Raw genomic sequence first — 18,107 nt, 5'->3', positions numbered from 1 at the left:
CTTGGAAAAAAGGAGAGGGTTTCCGAGTCATCTCTTTCACCTCGATCCCCTTCTCCTTTCGTCAATTCTCAATGGGAGAAGGGGCCGGGGGATGAGGGGTTATCGCGTCTTGCAGATCACCTCACGATCCTCGCAAAGGCCGGGGTCCTGGCCACGATGTCCGGCCTTACCGGTCCCCTGCGCTCCGCGAACATATCTATCAGTCTTTTTTTAATATCCTCCAGATAGTCCTGCTCATAGATTCCCTGGCGGAGGAACGCGTTCATCTGGTCCATCATCTCCAGGGCCCGGTCCACGGCCGGAACCGATCCCCGCGCGTAGGCGCCGAGGCTGATCTCGTCCTCGTGCTCGGTGTAGGCAGCCAGGAGCTCCCTGAACTTGTTGGCCGCAGCGTTGTGCTCCGGCGTGACCACGTCCTTCATGCACCGGGATATGGACTGGAGCACGTCGATGGCCGGGTAATGCCCCTTGTGGGCCAGGCGACGCTCCAGCACGATGTGGCCATCCAGGATGCTCCGAGCGTGGTCGGCGATCGGCTCGTTCATGTCGTCCGCCTCGACCAGGACTGAGTAGAAACCGGTGATGCTGCCGCCGGTTGCGATGGTGCCGGCCCGTTCCATTATCTTCGCCATGAGCGAAAAGGTCGACGGCGGATAGCCGCGCATCGACGACGGCTCGCCGGCGGCGATGCCCACTTCACGCTGGGCCATGCTGAAACGGGTGATCGAATCCATCATCAGGTTGACGTGCTTCCCCTGGTCCCGGAAATACTCGGCGATGGCGTGGGCCAGGTAGGCGCCGCGGATGCGCATCATTGCCGGCTGATTGGACGTAGCCACCACCACCACGGACTTGCGCAGCCCCTCCGGGCCGAGCTCCTTCTCGACGAAATCCTTCACCTCGCGGCCGCGCTCCCCGATGAGTGCCACCACATTAACATCGGCGTCGGTGTAGCGCGAGATCATGGCGATGAGGGTCGACTTTCCGACCCCTGAACCGGAGAAGATGCCGATGCGCTGTCCCCGTCCCACGGTGTTGAGGCCGTCGATGGCCCTGACCCCCACGGAAAGGGGCCGGTCAATAACCGTGCGCTCGAGGGGATTGATCGGCTCCGCGGTGACCGGGTACCGCTTCTTCGTGTAGATATCGCCCTTCCCGTCCAGGGGAACGCCCACGCCTGATATGACCCTTCCGAGAAGCTCCTCTCCCACCGGCACCATGAGCGCCGTTCCCGCCGCTATGACATCGGCGCCCGGCACGATCCCCTTCATGTCGCCGATGGGCATGAGGATCACGCGGTTCTTGTTGAACCCGACGACCTCCGCGAAGAGATACCCGCCGCGGTCGAGCCTGATCTTGCAGAGCTCCCCGTATTCCACATCGGGGCCGATCGACTCGATGGTGAGGCCCACCACGCGCTCCACCTTGCCGGTGCACTTGATGAGCTCCAGGTCCTCGATGATATCCTTGTACTTGGACAGGATATCGATCTTTTCATGTGGGAGTATCCGTATCATGCCGCACTATGCCTATCTATGCCTCCCTCCCCCTTGAGGGGGGAGGGTCGGGGTGGGGGTGATGATATTTGCGTTATGTCTCATAATGCTCCATTATTTTGGGGAGGATGCCTGCACCCTCCCCCTGCCCCTCCCATCAAGGGAGGGGGGACATCTGCTTATATCGCCGTCGTGCTCCTGATCGCTTCTTCGATCGCGTCAAGCTGCGTCGAGATCTTCGCGTCGATGGCGCCGACGTCCGTCTCGATGATGCAGCCGCCGCGCTCCACCCGCGAATCCTCGTATATATTGACCTTCTTCAACGATTCCATCATCTTGATCAGCTCGTCCTTGTGGGCCGTGGTCATGTCCAGGTCGGCGAAGTTGACCCGGATGTCGATCCGGTCGCGGTCCTTGACGCGCTTGATCGCTTCTTTGATATTGTTGATGACGACCTCGCGGCGCTCCACGATCTCGTCCTTGATGACCTTCCGCGCTATCATGAGGATCATCTCCGTCATGAGCTTCTCGGAGGACTTGATGATATCATCCCGGATGTCGACAGCGGTCGACACGATGGTGCCGAGGCGGTCGATGAGGCGCATGACCTCAGCCTGGCCTTCCTTGTAACCTTCCTCGCGGCCGGCGTCGTATCCTTTCTTGTACGCCTCGTGCTCGATCTCGGAGACCTTGAGCTCTGCCTCCTTGATCATCTTCTCGGCCTCGAACTTGCCGCGCTCTATCTCGCGCTCCGACTCGACCTTGAGGCGCTCCATCTCCAGGTTGATCTGCTCCTTCGACGACTGGAGCTCGTTGAACGCGGCCTGGCGGCCCTCCTCCTCTATCTGCTTGGCCCGCGCGCGGGCCTGCTCGAGCATGTCCTTGACTTCTTCCTCGGTCTCCCGGCGGTAGCGCTCGAGCTCGGCTTCCATCTCCTCGATGGACGGCCCCTGGTAAACGTCTATCGGGTTGCCCTCGTCGTCGACCTCGAACTCCTTGAAGTCCTCCGTCTCGATCAGGTTCTTCTGGTACTTCGACGGCAACTCTATCTGCTTGGGCATGTTCATCTGGCGGATCTCGCCAGGCTTGAATACTAACTTAGACAACCAGCTCCTCCTCACCGGCGCGAGCCACTATGATATCGCCGGATTCCTCAAGCTTCCTGATTATATTAACGATTTTCTGCTGCGATTCCTCAACGTCACGGAGCCGGATGGGCCCCATGAAATCCATGTCCTCCCGGAGAAGGGCCGACGCCCGCTTCGACATGTTCCGGTATATCTTCTCCTGCACATCGGCGTCAACGCCCTTGAGCGCCTTGGCCAGGTCCTGGGTATCGACCTCGCGGAGAACCTTCTGGATGGAGCGGTCGTCAAGCAGCACGATGTCCTCGAACACGAACATCCGCTTCTTGATCTCCTCCGCCAGCTCCGGGTCCTCCTCTTCCAGGGCCTCGATGATGATCTTCTCCGTTCCGCGGTCGACGTTGTTCAGGACCTCGACGATGGCGTCGATGCCGCCGGCCGAGGTGAAATCCTCGCTTGCCAGGGTGGATAGTTTCCGCTCGAGAACACGCTCTACTTCGCGAAGAACGTCAGGCGAGGTACGGTCCATCTGGGCGATCCGCTTGGCCACGTCCGCCTGTATCTGGTGCGGGAGGCCACCCAGTATCAATGCCGCCTTCTGCGCGTCAAGGTACGCCAGGATCAGGGCGATGGTCTGGGGGTGCTCGCCCTGGATGAAGTTAAGGAGGTGGCTCGGGTCGGTGCGGCGTATGAAATCGAAGGGCCTCACCTGCAGCGACGAGGTGAGGCGGTTCACGATATCGATGGCCTTCTGGGTTCCCAGGGCCCGCTCCAGGACGTCCCGGGCGTAGTCGATGCCGCCGTTCTGGATGAACTCCTGGGCCATCATCATTTCCTGGAACTCCTGGAGGACCTTGTCCCGGTCCTCCGGCTCGATGCGGTCAAGGCGGGCGATCTCGAAGGTAAGCTGCTCTATCTCGTCTTCCCTGAGATGCTTGAATATCTCCGACGAAACCTCGGAACCGAGGGAAACGAGAAAAATAGCCGCCTTCTGGCGCCCGGTCAATTGTGACTTTTTCGATTGCAGCATCGGTTACTCCATCCTGTTGCCCGGGTGGACCCGGGTGTCACCCCGTCCATCCCTAATATGGCGGATTGTTACCATATTAATTATCGGTCCATACATATAAATAACATTATTAATATATCAAAGTCAAATAGAAATTGGGTTGCTACCAAACACCTCCCCCTTGATGGGGGAGGATGGGAGGGGGTGATTAAAATATTCCCGGATTCGTTTGATAATGATCACCCTCCCCCGGCCCCTCCCATCAAGGGAGGGAGGATAGGCCCGCCATCCAATCCACTACTACTCCTCCGCCAGCCAGGTGCGTAATAGCTGCGCCACGTCGTCCGGGCGCTCCCGGGCCAGGTTGATGGCGTTCTCCTGGAGCTCCAGGCGGGCCCGCTCCTCCAGGGAAAGCTCCACGTCGATCCCCTCTTCCTCCGCCGCGCGCAGGGCGGCCTCCCTCATGCGCTGCTGCTCCAGCGCAAGGGCCTCTTCCTTGGCCCGCCGGCGGCGCTCCAGCTCCTTGGTGACAGCCCTGAACAGGATGAAACCGAGGAAAAGAACGATGACCCCGATAAGGGCGGCGAGGAGTATCTTCTTGATCTGCTCTTTCTTCCTAAACTCGGCCCGAAGGGATTCCCAGTACTTGCTCCGGTCGAACATGATGTTCTCCACCGCGACCTGGTCGCCCCTTCCCTCGTTGAAGTTTATCGATTTTTTGACGATGTTCTCGGCCTTTTTCAGCTCCTCCTGCGTGAGCCCCGTTTGGACCGGTTCTTTCGTCGGGTCAAGGTCGAAATCACCGTTGGGAAGCTTCGGCAGGTTCTGCTGACCGTCGATGGCTATGGCAACCGAGACCTTCTCGATAGCGAAAGGCTGCCGGTCGATCTTCCGGTTGGTCTTGTTCACCGCATGGTTCCTGATGTCTTCTTTTTTGCTGTACTTGGCGAACTGGTCGTCGCTGGCCTTATACCCCGGGGGTGTGTTCCCCTCGGTACCCGCCGGTCCCTCCGGGTTCCATCCATGGCCCTGGAACTTTTCCCTGGTGGACTTTTCGGAGATGACCAGGGAATCCTTTATCTTCCTGGTGTTGTACGGCTTGGATGGATCCTGCTTTTCCAGCTCGATGGGAGAATATTCTTCCTGCTCTTCCGATATCTTGTCCCAGTTGAATTCCATGTTGAGGCGGAGTATCTGGATCCGATCCTCGGAATAGATCCGCTCCAGGCCGGCCCGTATGTCCTTGAGCATTCTCACGCGGGCGCGCTCTTCCAGCTTGTGGCGGTATTCGAGGATGGTATACTCGGTCTTGGCCTTGTCGAGCTCGTCGTCAAAATCCGATATGATCGCCCCGGTCTCGTCGGTCACCGTAATATTTTCCGGCTTCAGCCTGGGTCCCACGCCGCGGGATACCAGGTATATGATCCCCTTGATCTCCTTCTTGGAAAGCTTTTCATAGCCCGACTTGAGGTGCACCGTAACGGCGGCCGTATAGGGAGATTCGGTCTCCGAGTATATGCTGTCCTCGGTGATGGCGATATCCACGTCGGCCTTATCGATACTGGCGAGGGACTCGATGTGGCGCTTGATCTCGTCACGCACCGCCCTCATGTATTTTACGTCAAGCTCCCGCTCCGTCTCGGTCCACTTGGTCATGTCAAAGAGCTTCCAACCCGGAATGCCCTTGGGAATCATCTTTTCCTGGGCCAGCTTGGTGAGGATCAGCTCGCGATCGGTGGGCTTCACCATGATGTTGGTCTGCCCCGAGGCCTGATAATGGTAGCCCATCTCGTCCAGCTTCTTCGTCACCTGGCCGAAGTCATCGGCCGAGAGCTCCGAGAAGAGCACCACGTTGGGCTGCCCGCTCGACACGGAGAAGAGCACGATAAAGGCGACCACGACCACGCCGGTCACGACGCCGATGATTATTTTCTTGGTCCGATCCAGCTTGTTGAATATTTCCTTCATCTGGCCGAACAATTTTTTTAGGAATTCCATTTAATGTTCCTCCTCTGATCGCCATGGGGGAACGGCAATCGTTACGGATATTCGCGACTCGTCAATGCGCAATGAGACATAATACACCTTATCAGGACAAAAAAAAATGTCAATTAATTTTTCTAAAAATATCAATAAAAATATACATAAAAATTAATTGATTCGGTTTCTTGTTTTCAAAGGGCTTCGCCCCTTACCCCAAAAAAATGATCTGTATTCATTCAACCTGGAGGCAGAGGCAATCGATTATCAATTACCCCCCTCCCCTCAAGGAAGGGGGGTAATTTTCATTATCTCAGATTAATCAATTCGCGGTAGGCCCTGATGGCCTCGTCCCGGACGGCCTTTGCAAAGGAGAGAGCCACCTCAGCTTTCTGGGTGGCGATCATCACCGTGTGGATATCGACCGATTCCGGCGAATGGATCATCTTCTCGGCAAGGTCTTCGGAGTTGACCTGCAGATCGTTGACCTTGCCTACGGCCTTCATGAGGGAATCCGCGAAGGACGTTGAAACGTCGTCCAGCGCCGGTTCGCGCTTTTCCCGGTTGTCATAGTGAAGGGGGTTCGTGGTCTTCATGTTCACAATGTGGCCGACGGGTCCGTCATTGATGGTGTTCATTATTGCACTCCTTTTACCGTGTCATACCGCAGCTCGATCTTCGAGTTGAGATTCAGATCGTCGACATGGCCCCAGATCCGGTCCCCGCGCTTGAGCTGGAAGCGCTTCGACATGTTATGCGAAACGTGAATCTCAGTGTTGGTCGCTAATTCCCGGTACATTGCCTACCTCCTATACTCCGCCCCGTCCGATCTCAAGGGCCTTGTTGAACATTGCTTTCTCGTTGTTTATCATCTGCACGTTTGCCTCGTAGGAGCGCGATGCGGATATCAGGTCCGTCATCTCGGTTACGATGTTTATGTTCGGCATTTCCACGTACCCGGTCTTGGGTCCGGTCTTGATGGCGTCGGGATGGGTCGGATCGTAGACCAGCCTGAAGGGCGCCTTGTCATTCTCGATCTTAACGACCCGAACGCCCTTCCCCATGCCGTGCTCGATCCGCTCCGGCACCAGGGGCGATTTGTAATTGGGCCTGATGTTCACCGGCGCGAATATGGCCCGCTTGCGGACGTAGGGCCCTCCCTCGGGGGTCCGCGTGGTATTGGCGTTGGCGATGTTGTTGCTGATAAGGTCCATGCGGAGCCGCTGCGCAGTAAGCCCCGTGGAGGATATGTTAAAGCTGTCGAACATTCCCATCGATTATCTCCTTGTCCTACGCCGGTCTCATGACCGATTTGAGCATCCTGAAGTTGTGGTTCAGGTTCGTCGTAAAAGCGTTATAGCGCATCAGGTTCTTCGCGGCGTCGACCATCTCTTTTTCCGGGTCAACGTTATTGCCGTCATTCCGCGAGGTGCTGTTGTAATCAAGGTTTATGCGGGGCTTCACGGTCGTGACGTCCCGGGGCACGAAAAAGGGGATATGCCGATCGTCATTCATGAGGGCGGGCAGCTTGTTCTCCTTCTCTTCCCGGTCCATAATGGCCCTCTTCAGCTCGCTCTCGAAATTGACCTCGCTCCTCTTGAAGTGGGGCACATCGACATTGGCCATATTGTTGGCGATCACCTTCCTCCGGAGCGATTCGATATAGAGGCCCTTTTCAAGAAGGTAATTGGTCGTCATCATCTTGCTATGTTCAAACATGTCCGGTTCCTTTATAAAAGCAGATTTTGTCCCTGTTATTCTGATCGGCTAATTCTGAAATACTTTAAGCATTTTTTGCCACGGGACATAATTTATTTTTCATTTTCATCATTTTCATTAATAGTCTTTGACAAATTATATGACATTCCGACAAAAATAGTATAGTGGTTGACGCGGGAAACGGCGGGTATAGCCAGTTATGTCAGATCTCGCATTCCATAAAGCGTCGCATGGACCCCGGGGGGGGTGCATATAACATTCAGTCATACGGTAGGATTCACCGGCAATGAATCCATTCCAATGGAGGTTCACATTGAAGAGCATCATACTGTCTTTCTTGATCTGTCTCACCACTCTGTTTATCACGACATCGGCCATGGCCATAGGATTGGGCGGGTATTTCGACATGGGGATCGGCCAAACCTCCTGGGGAAGCTACTCAAGCGGCGCCGGTGCCGATGTCATCCCCACGGGCGGCATCATTCTCGATACGGCCGCCGCTCAAAACAAGATTTTTAATTACCGCTTCAAGTTCGGCGGCGGGAAAATGATGTCAGGAAAACCGCAGCTCGACAAGGTAGGCATGACCCACACCCTTGGCCTCTCCCCGGTCAACTTTCGGGGTGACGAGGCGCGATTCTTTTTCGGACCCAGGCTCGGCATGTACTACCTGGGCGGCGAGGCAAGCACTCCCTACACGATGAAACCGGAAGATTATTTGCTGGGAGCAAATATCGTGTTTTTACCAAAAACCAAACGGGTGCGTCTGGATCTCATCCGCTTCGATCTTGGACTGGTGTTCCTCGGGTTCAACTTCAACCTTGGGGATGTATCGACGATAACCTTCGAATTCGGCATTAATTACGGGGTCATGCTGGGAAGCAAAAAGGGGACGGTGTCCTTTTCCGGCTTTGAAGGATTCGCCACCATGGGCTACATGTACCGCTTCAATGATTCCTACGTTGTGCGCGTCAAGGACATTCAATAGGCGGCGACGCATATCGTTCATCGGATAATTATTGGCAATTCAGATAATTACGCAGTCAGGCATGAAATTCCATGCCTGCTTTTTCATGGAGCACCTCCCCGGAATGCCCAATAACACGCTTTCTTGAAAAATGATCTGGAAATATCCTGAATAATAGACTTGTTGCGAAACTGCGTCTCGCGCTCGCAGGATAGCCCCTGCGGGGGGCTTTTAAGGGGTTTCACCCCTTAACCCCGATTAAAAGATTCAGATCTGCAACAACTTTAATATATAAAAAAAAATATAAATAATTGACACACGATAGCTGCCGGTACGTTATACGAAAAATTTATTATCGGATTAACATCAACACCCGCAATCAACTTAAAGGCATGCAAAATGGAGGATTATCAATGAAGAAGATTCTTTTTTCTATCGGCCTGTGCGCAGCGATACTGGCCGTTGCGCAATCGGCACAGGCCGCCGCAATCGGCGTCTATGGCACGGGGGGTATAAATCTTTCAACATGGGATTATGAGGATAGGACCGAAACGGTAAAGACCACGGACGTCATCTATGGATGCGGTGCGGTTTTTGATACGAACGCTGCGAAAAATGAACTTTTCAATTATCGGCTCACTGTCGGATATGAGCAATACAGGCGTAAACACGAGAAAACTGACAACTTAGGCGAGCCGGTACACCGCGTAAGCATGTCGCACACCTTCGGATTCGGAATGGTGAGAACCGATCTCATAAGGTTCTGGGCCGGGCCCAGGATCGGGCTTCATTATCTGAACTACAGGGATTCCTATACGTCAATCAGAATAAACCTGATCCCACCAATGGCATATCCTTATAAAGTCACTGTCAAACTGGACTATATCGGTTTTGACCTTCTCCTTGCTTTTGGAGTCAATTTCAACATCGGGAAAATCGCGACTATCTTCATTGACCTTGGTTTCGGATACATGGGGAACTACAATGTCCATGTCACCAATAACGGACACGGATTCGGTTTCGATGCAAAGGTCGGTGTTATGTTCCGCATCAACGATACCTACGGCCAGGCGTCAAAGCCTGCTGACATCAAGCTGCAATAGGGTTAGCATCTGGTTGTACCGCCTCCAGGCGCATATTCGCATAAGCAAGCAGGCGTGGCCACCATGCCTGCTTTTTTACTTTACATGCCCCTCAATCAGGCATTTAATCCGCCTATAAAAATAGGGTCGTGGAGTTACAAAACACCTTTTTCAAAAAAATGAGAACTCATATCCTTCCCAGCGATCAAATTATTACCATGAAAGTGGAGGATTTACTATGGTAAAAAAACGCATGATTTCCATTCTGGCTGGTGTGATGTTGGTCCTGGCCGCGTCATCGGCTTTCGCCCTGGGCATTGGCGCCTACATTGAAGCCGCCGGCGGCGAATCGTACCGGAAGGTCAAGAGCAGGTCCCTTGAGGACACCGGCGGCAAGCTCGCCAACTACGGGTTCAGGGCCGGTTTGATATTCGACACCTGCGCGGCCTGCGACAGCGATTTCAGCTATAGACTGAAGCTTGGCGGCGCCATGGCCAAGGCCGATTTTCTTTCACGGATCGACTACACCGGCTTTTACATGAGCCACACCTTCGCCTTTGCGGCCGTCAAGAACGACTACGTCAAATTCTGGATCGGTCCGCAGATAGGCTTCAGCTACCGCAGGGGAAGCGCCGACCGGTGGTTCATCGGCACCGACCTTCCCGGATCAGCCTATGTGGCCGCCACTGGAATACCGCCGTCTCCCTACTTCACCTTCGGCACCTTCAAGGAGCGGACCAAATACGGCATATTCGGAGCCGATGCGGGCCTTGCCTTCGGCGTGAACCTTAACCTGGGCGACTACGTGACCGTGGGACTTGAAGCCGGCGTCACCTACGGCTATAACACGGGGACTCAGGACAGGGAGCTTTACAATCCCCTGGTCCCCTACATAGCCTTCAACAGGTTCAAGGGTAACAGGCTCACGGAGCACGGTGTTGAGGGATACGGATCCTTCTCCTTCATGATCAGGTTTTCAGACACGTATCAGTAGCAATAATAGAAGTGAAATGATACTATCGGTGCCAGTGTGCAACCCGGCGCCGATAGTAATCGGCAATGGCTGACAGGAACATGAGATACCATTCCATCCGGCATATCAGCGAGATTGAGGAATGGACGCCGCCATCGGCGCCGGTGGAAAAAATGTTTGACGCCGTGACACTCCATCCCTTTTGCTAAAACAATGAAACGGATTCTGCTGCTTTTCGCCCATCCCCGATTTGAAAAATCACGGATAAGCAGGGCTCTCCTCGCTCCCCTGAAGGGGAAAAGCTTCATCACCATCAGGGACCTGTACGAGCTGTACCCGGACTTTAATATCGACATCGAGGCTGAAAAAAGCCTGCTTATGGAACACGACATCGTGATCTGGCACCACCCCCTGTACATGTACAGCGCCCCGCCCATCATCAAGCAATGGATAGACATGGTCCTCGAATTCGGCTGGGCCCACGGCCCCGACGGCACGCGCCTGCGGGGAAAAGTGTCGTTCAACGTGGTGACCTCGGGCGCCTCCCGCCAGACCTTCCGGAAGGCTGGCTCGGGCGGATTTACCCTCAGGGAACTGCTCATCCCCTTTGAGCAGACGTCCCTCCTCTGCAACATGACCTACCTGCCGCCGTTCACCGTTCAGGGGACCTACCGCATTACGGCGGAAGAGCTTGCCTCCGCAGCCGCCGATTATAGTACGCTTCTCGAAGGCCTTTCCGCCGGGGCATTCAGCCCGGAAGAGCTGTCCGGCTGCGACTATCTCAACGATCTCATCGCCTCACAACGGGGAGAAGAACGAACATGACACAGGGATTTCTTCCACAGGCTCTCATATATCTCACCGCCGCCATCATCTTTGTGCCGGTGGCGAAGCGGCTCGGCATGGGGTCCGTCCTCGGCTACCTCATAGCCGGGATGATCATCGGCCCCTTCTTCCTCGGCTTTGTCGGCACTGAGCGCCAGGACGTGCTTCACTTCGCGGAATTCGGCGTCGTCATGATGCTGTTCCTGATCGGCCTCGAGCTGGAGCCTTCCCATTTCTGGCGCATGCGCAATATTATCGTCGGGATGGGCACCATCCAGGTCATGGCCACCGCGGCGCTGGCGGCGGCCGGACTTATCCTGGCCGGATTCGACCTGAAACCGGCTATCGCCGCGGGATTGGCCGTTTCCATGTCGTCGACCGCCATCGTCCTCCAGTCCCTGAAAGAAAAAGGCCTCTCCGAAACCAGCGCCGGCAGAAGCTCCTTTTCCGTGCTGCTCTTCCAGGACATGTCCGTCATACCCATCCTCGCGCTGCTGCCCCTTCTTGCCGTGTCACCGGCCGGCAATGGGGCGGGACACAACGGATCGGTACTCGAAGGCCTCCCCGGCTGGCTCCAGACGACGGCGGTCCTCGGGGCGGGAGCCCTGGTGGTCCTCGGCGGCCGTTATGTGATAGTCCCCCTTCTCCGCCTCATCGCCAGGGCTCACCTGAGGGAGATATTCACCGCCTCCGCGCTCCTGATTGTCGTCGCCACCGCCTTTCTCATGAACCTGGTGGGACTCAGCCCCGCCCTCGGCACGTTCCTCGCCGGGGTGGTCCTCGCCAACAGCGAGTTCCGCCATGAGCTGGAAAGCGACATCGAGCCCTTCAAGGGCCTCCTGCTGGGTCTCTTCTTCATATCGGTGGGGGCCTCCATCAATTTCGGGCTCATAACAGGGTCTCCGGCCCTGATCTTCACCCTCGTCGGCGCCGCCGTCCTCATAAAGGCCCTGGTGCTCTTCGCCGCCGGCAGGATATTCAGGCTCTCCCTGGACCAGAATCTCATCTTTACCCTGGGTCTTTCACAGATAGGCGAGTTCGCCTTCGTCCTCTTCTCCTTCATGGGCCAGCTGAACATACTTCCCCGGGACTGGACCGAAATAATGATGGCCGTGACGGCGATGACCATGACCGTCACACCCCTGCTCCTCTTCGCCGGCGAGCGCTTCATCCTTCCCTGGTTTGGCACCCCCGAGAGGGAAGCGAAGCAGCCAGACGCGATAGACGCCCGGCACAGGGTCATCATTGCCGGATTCGGCGATTTCGGAAGCACCGTGGGCCGCTTTCTCAGGGCGAACGGCGTTGACGCGACCATCCTCGATAACGATTCGGACCGCGTGGATCTTCTCCGGAAGATGGGATTCAGGGTATTTTACGGTGACGCGACACGGCTTGACATACTGAAATCGGCAGGCGCCGAAGACGCAGACATGTTCATAACCACCCTGACGGACCATGAATCGAATTCCGCCCTGATAGACAGCATCCGTAAGCATTTTCCCGGCCTGTCCGTCATGGCCAGGGTAAAAAACCGCCAGGACGCCTATGAACTGGTCGAGTCCTGCGTCGACGGCGTGTACCGCGATTACCTGGATACCGCCGTGCGCCTCGGCGTCGACGCCCTGGTGAAGCTGGGGCACAGAAGATACAGCGCCGTAAGGGCCGGGCAGAACTTCATCAAATACGACGAGGCGTCGATCATCATCCTGGCACCCCACTGCCATGACAAAACGACTTACATTTCAAACGCGAGGGAGCAGATCCGGTTACAGGAGCAGTTGCTGACCAACGACAGGGAAGCGAACCCCGCCATCAATGACCACGCCTGGGAAACGGGACCGAGCAAAAATAGCAAACAGTAGCTGGCTTCGCCCAATGGTGCCCGGCCGGGCGGAAAAAAAATATGGCGCGACAAGCGCGCCATACCTGTAAAAGAGGTTCATTTTAGCTTTAAGTATCCAAACAACTACAACAGCGGAAAGGGTCACGGGACCCTATCCCCTGTTTAATCGTCATAGCATCCTATCTTCCGCGAAATAACGATGCGCTGAACTTCCGACGTGCCCTCGCCGATGGTGAGGAGCTTGTAATCGCGGTAAAAGCGCTCGATATTGTATTCCTTCATAAGTCCGTATCCGCCATGGAGCTGCACCGCCTCGTCCACGACCCTGCCCATCACCTCTGAGCAATACAGTTTCGCCATGGCCGCTTCCTTGCCGAACGGTTTTTTCTGGTCTTTCAGGTAGCAGGCCTTGTATAGGAGATTGCGGGCAGCCTCTATCTCCGTTGCCATATCGGCCAGCTTGAAGGCATTGACCTGGAAGGTGGATATGGGCTTGCCGAACTGTTTCCGCTCCTTCGCGTACTTCATGGCAAGCTCATAGGCCCCCTGGGCCCCGCCCAGTCCCATGGCCGCGATGGCCAGGCGCCCGTTGTCCAGGGTCTGGAGCATCTGGTGGAATCCTTCGCCCCTCTTGCCCAGAAGGTTTTCCTCGGGAACACGGCAGTCGTCGAAATAGAGCTCCCCCGTGTCCGAGGCGCGCCACATCATTTTTTTCGTCATTTTTTTCTGGGTGTAACCCTTCGTTCCGTTGGGCACCAGGATGCAGGAGACCTCGTTCTTTCCATCCGACTTTTTCCCGGTAATGGCCTGGACCGTGCATATTCCCGCCATCTTATTGGTAGAGTTTGTTATAAATATTTTGCTCCCATTGATGACCCACTCTCCCTTATCGAGCTTAGCGTTGGTCTTGCTGGCGCCTGCATCGGACCCGGCTTCAGGCTCGGTAAGGCCAAAGGAAGCCAGTATCTCTCCCTTGCAAAGCCTGGGGAGCCACTCTTCTTTCTGCTTGTCGCTGCCATAATAATAAATCGGGCCGATGCCGAGAGAGTTGGCCGCTGCAACTGTCGCGCCGTGAGATCCGTCTATGCGGCATATCTCCTCGACGGCCACGCAATATGACAGGTAATCCATGCCGGCGCCGCCCCATTTATCAGGGACATAGATCCCGAAGAGGCCCAGCTCTGCCATTTTCTTCGTTATATCATATGAGAATTCCTCTTTCTCATCAAGCTCCTGCGCCTTGGGTTTAATCTCCTTCTCGGCAAATTCCCTGACATTGTAACGGAGCATTTTTTGTTCATCGTTCAACCAAAAATCCATTGTTATCCTCCAACTATTCCCATCTTAAAATAAGGTTTCCCCGGGCTTCCTTGCGGAAGCCCGGGGCACCACGCTCACTTCCCCCCTATGGGGAATGGAGGTCTCGTCGTTAGAAAGAAAAACCTCTCGGCAATTGATCCGCCTTCGTCCCTTCGGGAACAAAGCAGAGATCGAGAATCGTAAAAGTGGGGTCCTGGCGTTTGAAGCAGGGAACGACCTTCATCCCCATCTTCGGTTCGCCCACCGCTAGGTAGCTCATCAGGATCGTTACGACTCCCTCGAATTCGATGTTGATGAACTTGATCGGCTTGTCCAGGAAGTTGAAGGCCCCGGAGCGCTCGCACACCATGAAGGTGTGGACTTTCGCGGTTTTCTTCGCTATGTCGGTCATGTCGATCGGCGTCATCTTCGCCAGGCAATCCGGGCAGTGGATCCTGAAGGGCTGGTAGATGGAACCTTTGGTTTCGCACTTGGGATTGTCGCACCGGGTCGCCATCAGTTTTCCCTGGCTCAGGGACTCGAAAAACAGCGCTTCCCCACCATAGGAGTGCATGTGCGTCAGCTGCCGCGGGTTGGTGATTCCGACCAGCTTCCAATTTTCGTCCGCGCTGCGGATCGGCTGTCCCAGCTCAAGATGGTGAAAGTCACCTTTGATTTTATACTGTCCGTTCTTGACGGATACTTGTCCTATCTGGCTCATAATTATTCCTCCTCTACGCGTCCTTTTTAATGAGATTGTCCGGATCCTGCAGGATCGTACATGTTACGTGCGAACCGACGCCGGCGTGGCTGATGGCCAGGGCCCGCTTGGCGCCCTTTACCTGGAGGTCGGTCCAATCCGACGGCTTCTGGCGGCCGAAGGCCTTCCACCGCTTCTCGTCTCCATGGATCTCGGCCCATCTGTTCCAGATGTGGCACGCGATTTCGAATACCTGCATGATGCCGGTCGCGCCGACCGAGTGCATGCATCCGATGAGTCCGCCGGAAAGGTTCGAGGGCAGCTTGCCCGGCTTACCGGTCTTCGGATTCGTGTGATAGCAGTCTCCCGACTCGACATAGTCGCGGCCATGGCCGTAGGGACGCAGTCCGATGTCTTCATAAGTCTGTATATCGCTGATGGTGAAGGCGTCGTGGAGCTCGATGACGTCGAGGTCCTCGGTCGGGTCCTTGATACCGACCTGGTTGTAGGCGTAATAGGCGGCCATGCGGGCCGCGAGGAAGCCGGTGAAGCCAGGATAGCGCTCGCCGCCGGGGAACTCCTTCGCGAAGTTCTTGTACTGGTCCTTGCTCTCGTTCGGCAGGAGCGGGATCTCCATGTCGCGCCGGTCCGCGGGACGAAGGGTGTGAGAACCAGCGGTGACCCATATCCGGAGCGGCTTGTGGGGTGAATTCTTGGACAACTTCATCGCTGTCTCTTCATCACACAGGATGCCGCAGGCCGCGCCGACGCTCATGACGCAGCAGTCAAGGGCGCGCAGGGGATATGCCACCACCGGTGACTTGAGGACGTCTTCCACAGTGATCTTCATCGGGGCGTGCGCGTAGGGATTCATGCGCGCATAGCCGTGGTGCTTGACCGCGATCTCCGCCATGGTCTTCCGGAAGGAATCCTGTTCCTTGCCGAAAACCTGCCAGTATTTCTGCGCCATGACCGCATAGTACCCGGTGTAGATGTGCCCCAGGGGACCTTCCCAGTCCTTGTCGGCAGCGCAGGAAATGTAGAAGTTTCCTTCGTCCGTGGGGACTTCGTCCATCCGCTCCCAGCCCATGCAGAGCACGCAGTTGGAGTATCCGGACGCTACTGCCTTCAGGCCTTCCCATAGGGTCGAGCCACCGGTCGCGCCGCCGGTTTTCACGCCGACGTTTCCCAGTGGGTCCAGGCCGAGCCGGTCATGAATGACGGATTCGCCGAGAAGCTGATCGCCGAAGTGATCGGCAAAGTGGCCGTAATAGCATGTGTGGATATAGCTCTTCAGTTCAGCCGGGGACATATTGATCATCTCTGCCGCCTGAACCAGGGCATCGACGCAGAGCTCTTCCGTTCTCTTCTCCGGAAAGGCCCTGTCGAACTTTGACTGTCCGGCTGTAACAAGGTACACCGGCCTCATCAGTTTCGGAGTTGCCAATTGTTTGTCACTGAATTTAATCATAAACGAAACACCTCTTTTTAAAATCTTTATATAATCTTTTATGTGATGCCTTTATATGGTTCCCACCCAAACGACAACCGAGGTCGGGCTTTTCCCGAAGATCATCTCCTTACCCGGTATGGACCAGTAATGGATCGAATCCCCTTCCGAGAGCATGATCTTCTCGTCGCCGAGCTCCAGCTCGACTTTACCCTTGAGGACGCTCAGGAGCTCCTGGCTGTTCCTGATGTTCTTTCTCACCGGGATCGTCTTCCCCTGGTTTATGACGAGGATGGCCGTATCTATGACGGTACGGCTGTCCGGCGGAAAAAACCTCTTTGTCGCGAATCCGGACTGGGGCACGTCGATATCACTCCAGTCGCTTTTGTGTATCACCACAAACTTGACCTGACGTTCCACCTGGTTCAGGATATCGCCGGCATTGACTCCCATGGCGCTGCATATATTCATCAGTGTATCGACTGAAGGAGTGTTTACATTATTTTCTATCTGGCTCAAAAAGCCCTCGGAAATATGGGCCTTTTCCGCCACTTCCTTCATGGTCAATTTCTGTTCTTTTCTGTGTTTTCTAAGAATAGAGCCAAGGTTCATCGTATATTCCTACAGTGCTATAGCATTCTCATGCGATAGAGCAAAATGATCATTGTTTTAAAATTATACTTTGCGCTAATTATTCCCCCGCTCCCCTATGCGGAGGAGGAATAGAGTTAACAATTATTAATAAGTTACTTAACTTTAATAAATAATAAATATTTACCAATAAGAATTATTTATATATTGTTAATATTTACCAATAATAAATATTAACAAAACAAGTCAAGCAAAATGTGGAATAATTATTAAAAAATATATTACTTATTGATTCTTTTGTATGATTTAATTTGAACAAAAAAAGGAATTGTCCTCAGATTTGAGGATTTTGCTGTGGTGGGATTAAAATGAGGAAAACAAACACTGAAGGCGCGGTTTCGAAACCGCGCCTTCAGTGTGAATATACTCAAATTACTTCAATTTCGGGGGCGGCATCACCAAGCCTTCGCCGGTCCCCACGATCTCGCCTTTCTGGTTCGTCCAGGTCAGCTTCATCCTGAGCCACTTCCTCTCCTCGAGCTTCTCGATAACCTCGGTCGAAGCGGTTATCGTATCACCCGGATAGGTGGGAGCCTTGAAGCGGGTCTTGATCTCCAGGGCTATGGTGCCCAGGCCCGGAAGCTTCGTTCCCCAGACCGGCGCGATAAGGCCGTGGGGCAGGCCGCCATGGGCTATCCGTGTCTTGAACGGGGTCTTCTTCGCAAACTCCTCGTTCATGTGCATCGGGTTGAAGTCGCCGGTTATGGCCGCGAACAGCGCGATGTCGGTCTCCGTGATGGTCTTTGAAAAAGACGCCTTGTCCCCTACGTTGATTTCGTCGTATGATTTACCGAGTTCGTATTCCATGTGTGTCTCCTTGTTAGTTGGTTGGAGCGCGGCTCCGTTGGAGCGCGGCTCCGTTGGGGCACGGCATGCCGTGCCCCTTCTGCCGCGCCCTTACTACGATGCGTACTTCTTGATCAGATCCTTGGCGATCAGCACCCGCTGGATCTCCGAGGTGCCCTCGCCGATCTCGCCCAGCTTCGCGTCGCGGTAGAGGCGCTCCACCGGGAATTCCTTGATATAGC

19 protein-coding genes are annotated in these 18,107 nt (G+C 55.1%); 5 read left to right on the top strand and 14 right to left on the bottom strand.

Annotation, left to right across the window (positions count from 1 at the left end; genetic code table 11):
• Positions 1-116: 116 nt before the first annotated feature.
• From KA369_21460 to flgB, 8 genes are all read right to left on the bottom strand, one after another.
• Positions 117-1,517: a FliI/YscN family ATPase gene (locus KA369_21460; GenBank protein MBP7738557.1), complete on the bottom strand. Its 1,401-nt coding sequence runs from the start codon at positions 1,515-1,517 to the stop codon at positions 117-119.
• 158 nt (positions 1,518-1,675) lie between these two features.
• Entirely contained in the window at positions 1,676-2,602 is a 927-nt protein-coding gene (gene fliH, locus KA369_21455) for a flagellar assembly protein FliH (GenBank protein MBP7738556.1), read from the bottom strand.
• The gene (gene fliG, locus KA369_21450; protein ID MBP7738555.1) at positions 2,595-3,608 is read right to left on the bottom strand and encodes a flagellar motor switch protein FliG; all 1,014 of its coding nucleotides are present in this window, start codon (positions 3,606-3,608) and stop codon (positions 2,595-2,597) included. Before fliG ends, fliH begins: the two co-directional genes overlap by 8 nt.
• Positions 3,609-3,890: 282 nt before the next feature.
• On the bottom strand, positions 3,891-5,588 hold the full coding sequence (gene fliF, locus KA369_21445) for a flagellar M-ring protein FliF (GenBank protein MBP7738554.1): 1,698 nt from the start codon (positions 5,586-5,588) through the stop codon (positions 3,891-3,893).
• 290 nt (positions 5,589-5,878) lie between these two features.
• The gene (gene fliE, locus KA369_21440; GenBank protein ID MBP7738553.1) at positions 5,879-6,208 is read right to left on the bottom strand and encodes a flagellar hook-basal body complex protein FliE; all 330 of its coding nucleotides are present in this window, start codon (positions 6,206-6,208) and stop codon (positions 5,879-5,881) included.
• Complete coding sequence (locus KA369_21435) at positions 6,208-6,369, bottom strand: hypothetical protein (GenBank protein MBP7738552.1); 162 nt, start codon at positions 6,367-6,369, stop codon at positions 6,208-6,210. Before KA369_21435 ends, fliE begins: the two co-directional genes overlap by 1 nt.
• Positions 6,370-6,379: 10 nt before the next feature.
• A complete protein-coding gene (flgC, locus tag KA369_21430) occupies positions 6,380-6,844 on the bottom strand; it encodes a flagellar basal body rod protein FlgC (protein ID MBP7738551.1) in 465 nt (154 codons plus the stop codon).
• A gap of 16 nt (positions 6,845-6,860) precedes the next feature.
• On the bottom strand, positions 6,861-7,268 hold the full coding sequence (gene flgB / locus KA369_21425; GenBank protein ID MBP7738550.1) for a flagellar basal body rod protein FlgB: 408 nt from the start codon (positions 7,266-7,268) through the stop codon (positions 6,861-6,863).
• A 334-nt stretch (positions 7,269-7,602) separates the two neighbouring features.
• Between flgB and KA369_21420 the strand changes: the two genes are divergently transcribed.
• The 5 genes from KA369_21420 (at position 7,603) to KA369_21400 (ending at position 12,998) form a co-directional block, all read left to right on the top strand.
• Entirely contained in the window at positions 7,603-8,277 is a 675-nt protein-coding gene (locus tag KA369_21420; GenBank protein ID MBP7738549.1) for a hypothetical protein, read from the top strand.
• Between the two features lie 392 nt (positions 8,278-8,669).
• The gene (locus KA369_21415; protein ID MBP7738548.1) at positions 8,670-9,359 is read left to right on the top strand and encodes a hypothetical protein; all 690 of its coding nucleotides are present in this window, start codon (positions 8,670-8,672) and stop codon (positions 9,357-9,359) included.
• Positions 9,360-9,576: 217 nt separating this feature from the next.
• Positions 9,577-10,332, top strand: a complete 756-nt coding sequence (locus KA369_21410) for a hypothetical protein (protein ID MBP7738547.1) — start codon at positions 9,577-9,579, stop codon at positions 10,330-10,332.
• A 192-nt stretch (positions 10,333-10,524) separates the two neighbouring features.
• On the top strand, positions 10,525-11,136 hold the full coding sequence (locus tag KA369_21405; protein MBP7738546.1) for an NAD(P)H-dependent oxidoreductase: 612 nt from the start codon (positions 10,525-10,527) through the stop codon (positions 11,134-11,136).
• Positions 11,133-12,998: a cation:proton antiporter gene (locus KA369_21400; protein MBP7738545.1), complete on the top strand. Its 1,866-nt coding sequence runs from the start codon at positions 11,133-11,135 to the stop codon at positions 12,996-12,998. The genes KA369_21405 and KA369_21400 overlap by 4 nt, the downstream gene beginning before the upstream one ends.
• Positions 12,999-13,141: 143 nt before the next feature.
• Here the strand turns inward: KA369_21400 and KA369_21395 are convergent, their stop codons facing one another.
• From KA369_21395 to KA369_21370, 6 genes are all read right to left on the bottom strand, one after another.
• The gene (locus tag KA369_21395; GenBank protein ID MBP7738544.1) at positions 13,142-14,299 is read right to left on the bottom strand and encodes an acyl-CoA dehydrogenase family protein; all 1,158 of its coding nucleotides are present in this window, start codon (positions 14,297-14,299) and stop codon (positions 13,142-13,144) included.
• 109 nt (positions 14,300-14,408) lie between these two features.
• A complete protein-coding gene (locus KA369_21390) occupies positions 14,409-14,999 on the bottom strand; it encodes a hypothetical protein (protein ID MBP7738543.1) in 591 nt (196 codons plus the stop codon).
• Between the two features lie 13 nt (positions 15,000-15,012).
• Positions 15,013-16,449 carry a thiolase domain-containing protein gene (locus KA369_21385; GenBank protein MBP7738542.1) on the bottom strand — a complete coding sequence of 479 codons (1,437 nt, stop codon included), beginning with the start codon at positions 16,447-16,449 and terminating at the stop codon, positions 15,013-15,015.
• 51 nt (positions 16,450-16,500) lie between these two features.
• Positions 16,501-17,040, bottom strand: a complete 540-nt coding sequence (locus KA369_21380) for a helix-turn-helix transcriptional regulator (protein MBP7738541.1) — start codon at positions 17,038-17,040, stop codon at positions 16,501-16,503.
• 411 nt (positions 17,041-17,451) lie between these two features.
• Positions 17,452-17,886 (bottom strand): MaoC family dehydratase, encoded by a 435-nt coding sequence (locus KA369_21375; GenBank protein MBP7738540.1) that lies wholly within the window; start codon positions 17,884-17,886, stop codon positions 17,452-17,454.
• A gap of 93 nt (positions 17,887-17,979) precedes the next feature.
• Positions 17,980-18,107 (bottom strand): acyl-CoA dehydrogenase (locus KA369_21370; GenBank protein ID MBP7738539.1); only part of this gene is annotated, 128 nt, incomplete at its 5' end.

This window comes from Spirochaetota bacterium (assembly GCA_017999915.1).
Taxonomy (GTDB): Bacteria; Spirochaetota; UBA4802; order UBA4802; family UBA5550; genus RBG-16-49-21.
This window is presented reverse-complemented; position numbering and strand designations above follow the sequence as displayed.

What these genes read in the sequence shown, in the direction of transcription:
- fliF (MBP7738554.1), bottom strand. Translation starts at nt 5,588, where the DNA reads ATGGAATTCCTAAAAAAATTGTTCGGCCAGATGAAGGAAATATTCAAC.
- KA369_21410 (MBP7738547.1), top strand. Translation starts at nt 9,577, where the DNA reads ATGGTAAAAAAACGCATGATTTCCATTCTGGCTGGTGTGATGTTGGTC.
- KA369_21390 (MBP7738543.1), bottom strand. Translation starts at nt 14,999, where the DNA reads ATGAGCCAGATAGGACAAGTATCCGTCAAGAACGGACAGTATAAAATC.
- KA369_21415 (MBP7738548.1), top strand. Translation starts at nt 8,670, where the DNA reads ATGAAGAAGATTCTTTTTTCTATCGGCCTGTGCGCAGCGATACTGGCC.
- KA369_21385 (MBP7738542.1), bottom strand. Translation starts at nt 16,449, where the DNA reads ATGATTAAATTCAGTGACAAACAATTGGCAACTCCGAAACTGATGAGG.
- KA369_21460 (MBP7738557.1), bottom strand. Translation starts at nt 1,517, where the DNA reads ATGATACGGATACTCCCACATGAAAAGATCGATATCCTGTCCAAGTAC.
- fliE (MBP7738553.1), bottom strand. Translation starts at nt 6,208, where the DNA reads ATGAACACCATCAATGACGGACCCGTCGGCCACATTGTGAACATGAAG.
- flgB (MBP7738550.1), bottom strand. Translation starts at nt 7,268, where the DNA reads ATGACGACCAATTACCTTCTTGAAAAGGGCCTCTATATCGAATCGCTC.
- KA369_21375 (MBP7738540.1), bottom strand. Translation starts at nt 17,886, where the DNA reads ATGGAATACGAACTCGGTAAATCATACGACGAAATCAACGTAGGGGAC.
- KA369_21395 (MBP7738544.1), bottom strand. Translation starts at nt 14,299, where the DNA reads ATGGATTTTTGGTTGAACGATGAACAAAAAATGCTCCGTTACAATGTC.
- KA369_21405 (MBP7738546.1), top strand. Translation starts at nt 10,525, where the DNA reads ATGAAACGGATTCTGCTGCTTTTCGCCCATCCCCGATTTGAAAAATCA.
- KA369_21435 (MBP7738552.1), bottom strand. Translation starts at nt 6,369, where the DNA reads ATGTACCGGGAATTAGCGACCAACACTGAGATTCACGTTTCGCATAAC.
- flgC (MBP7738551.1), bottom strand. Translation starts at nt 6,844, where the DNA reads ATGGGAATGTTCGACAGCTTTAACATATCCTCCACGGGGCTTACTGCG.
- KA369_21380 (MBP7738541.1), bottom strand. Translation starts at nt 17,040, where the DNA reads ATGAACCTTGGCTCTATTCTTAGAAAACACAGAAAAGAACAGAAATTG.
- KA369_21400 (MBP7738545.1), top strand. Translation starts at nt 11,133, where the DNA reads ATGACACAGGGATTTCTTCCACAGGCTCTCATATATCTCACCGCCGCC.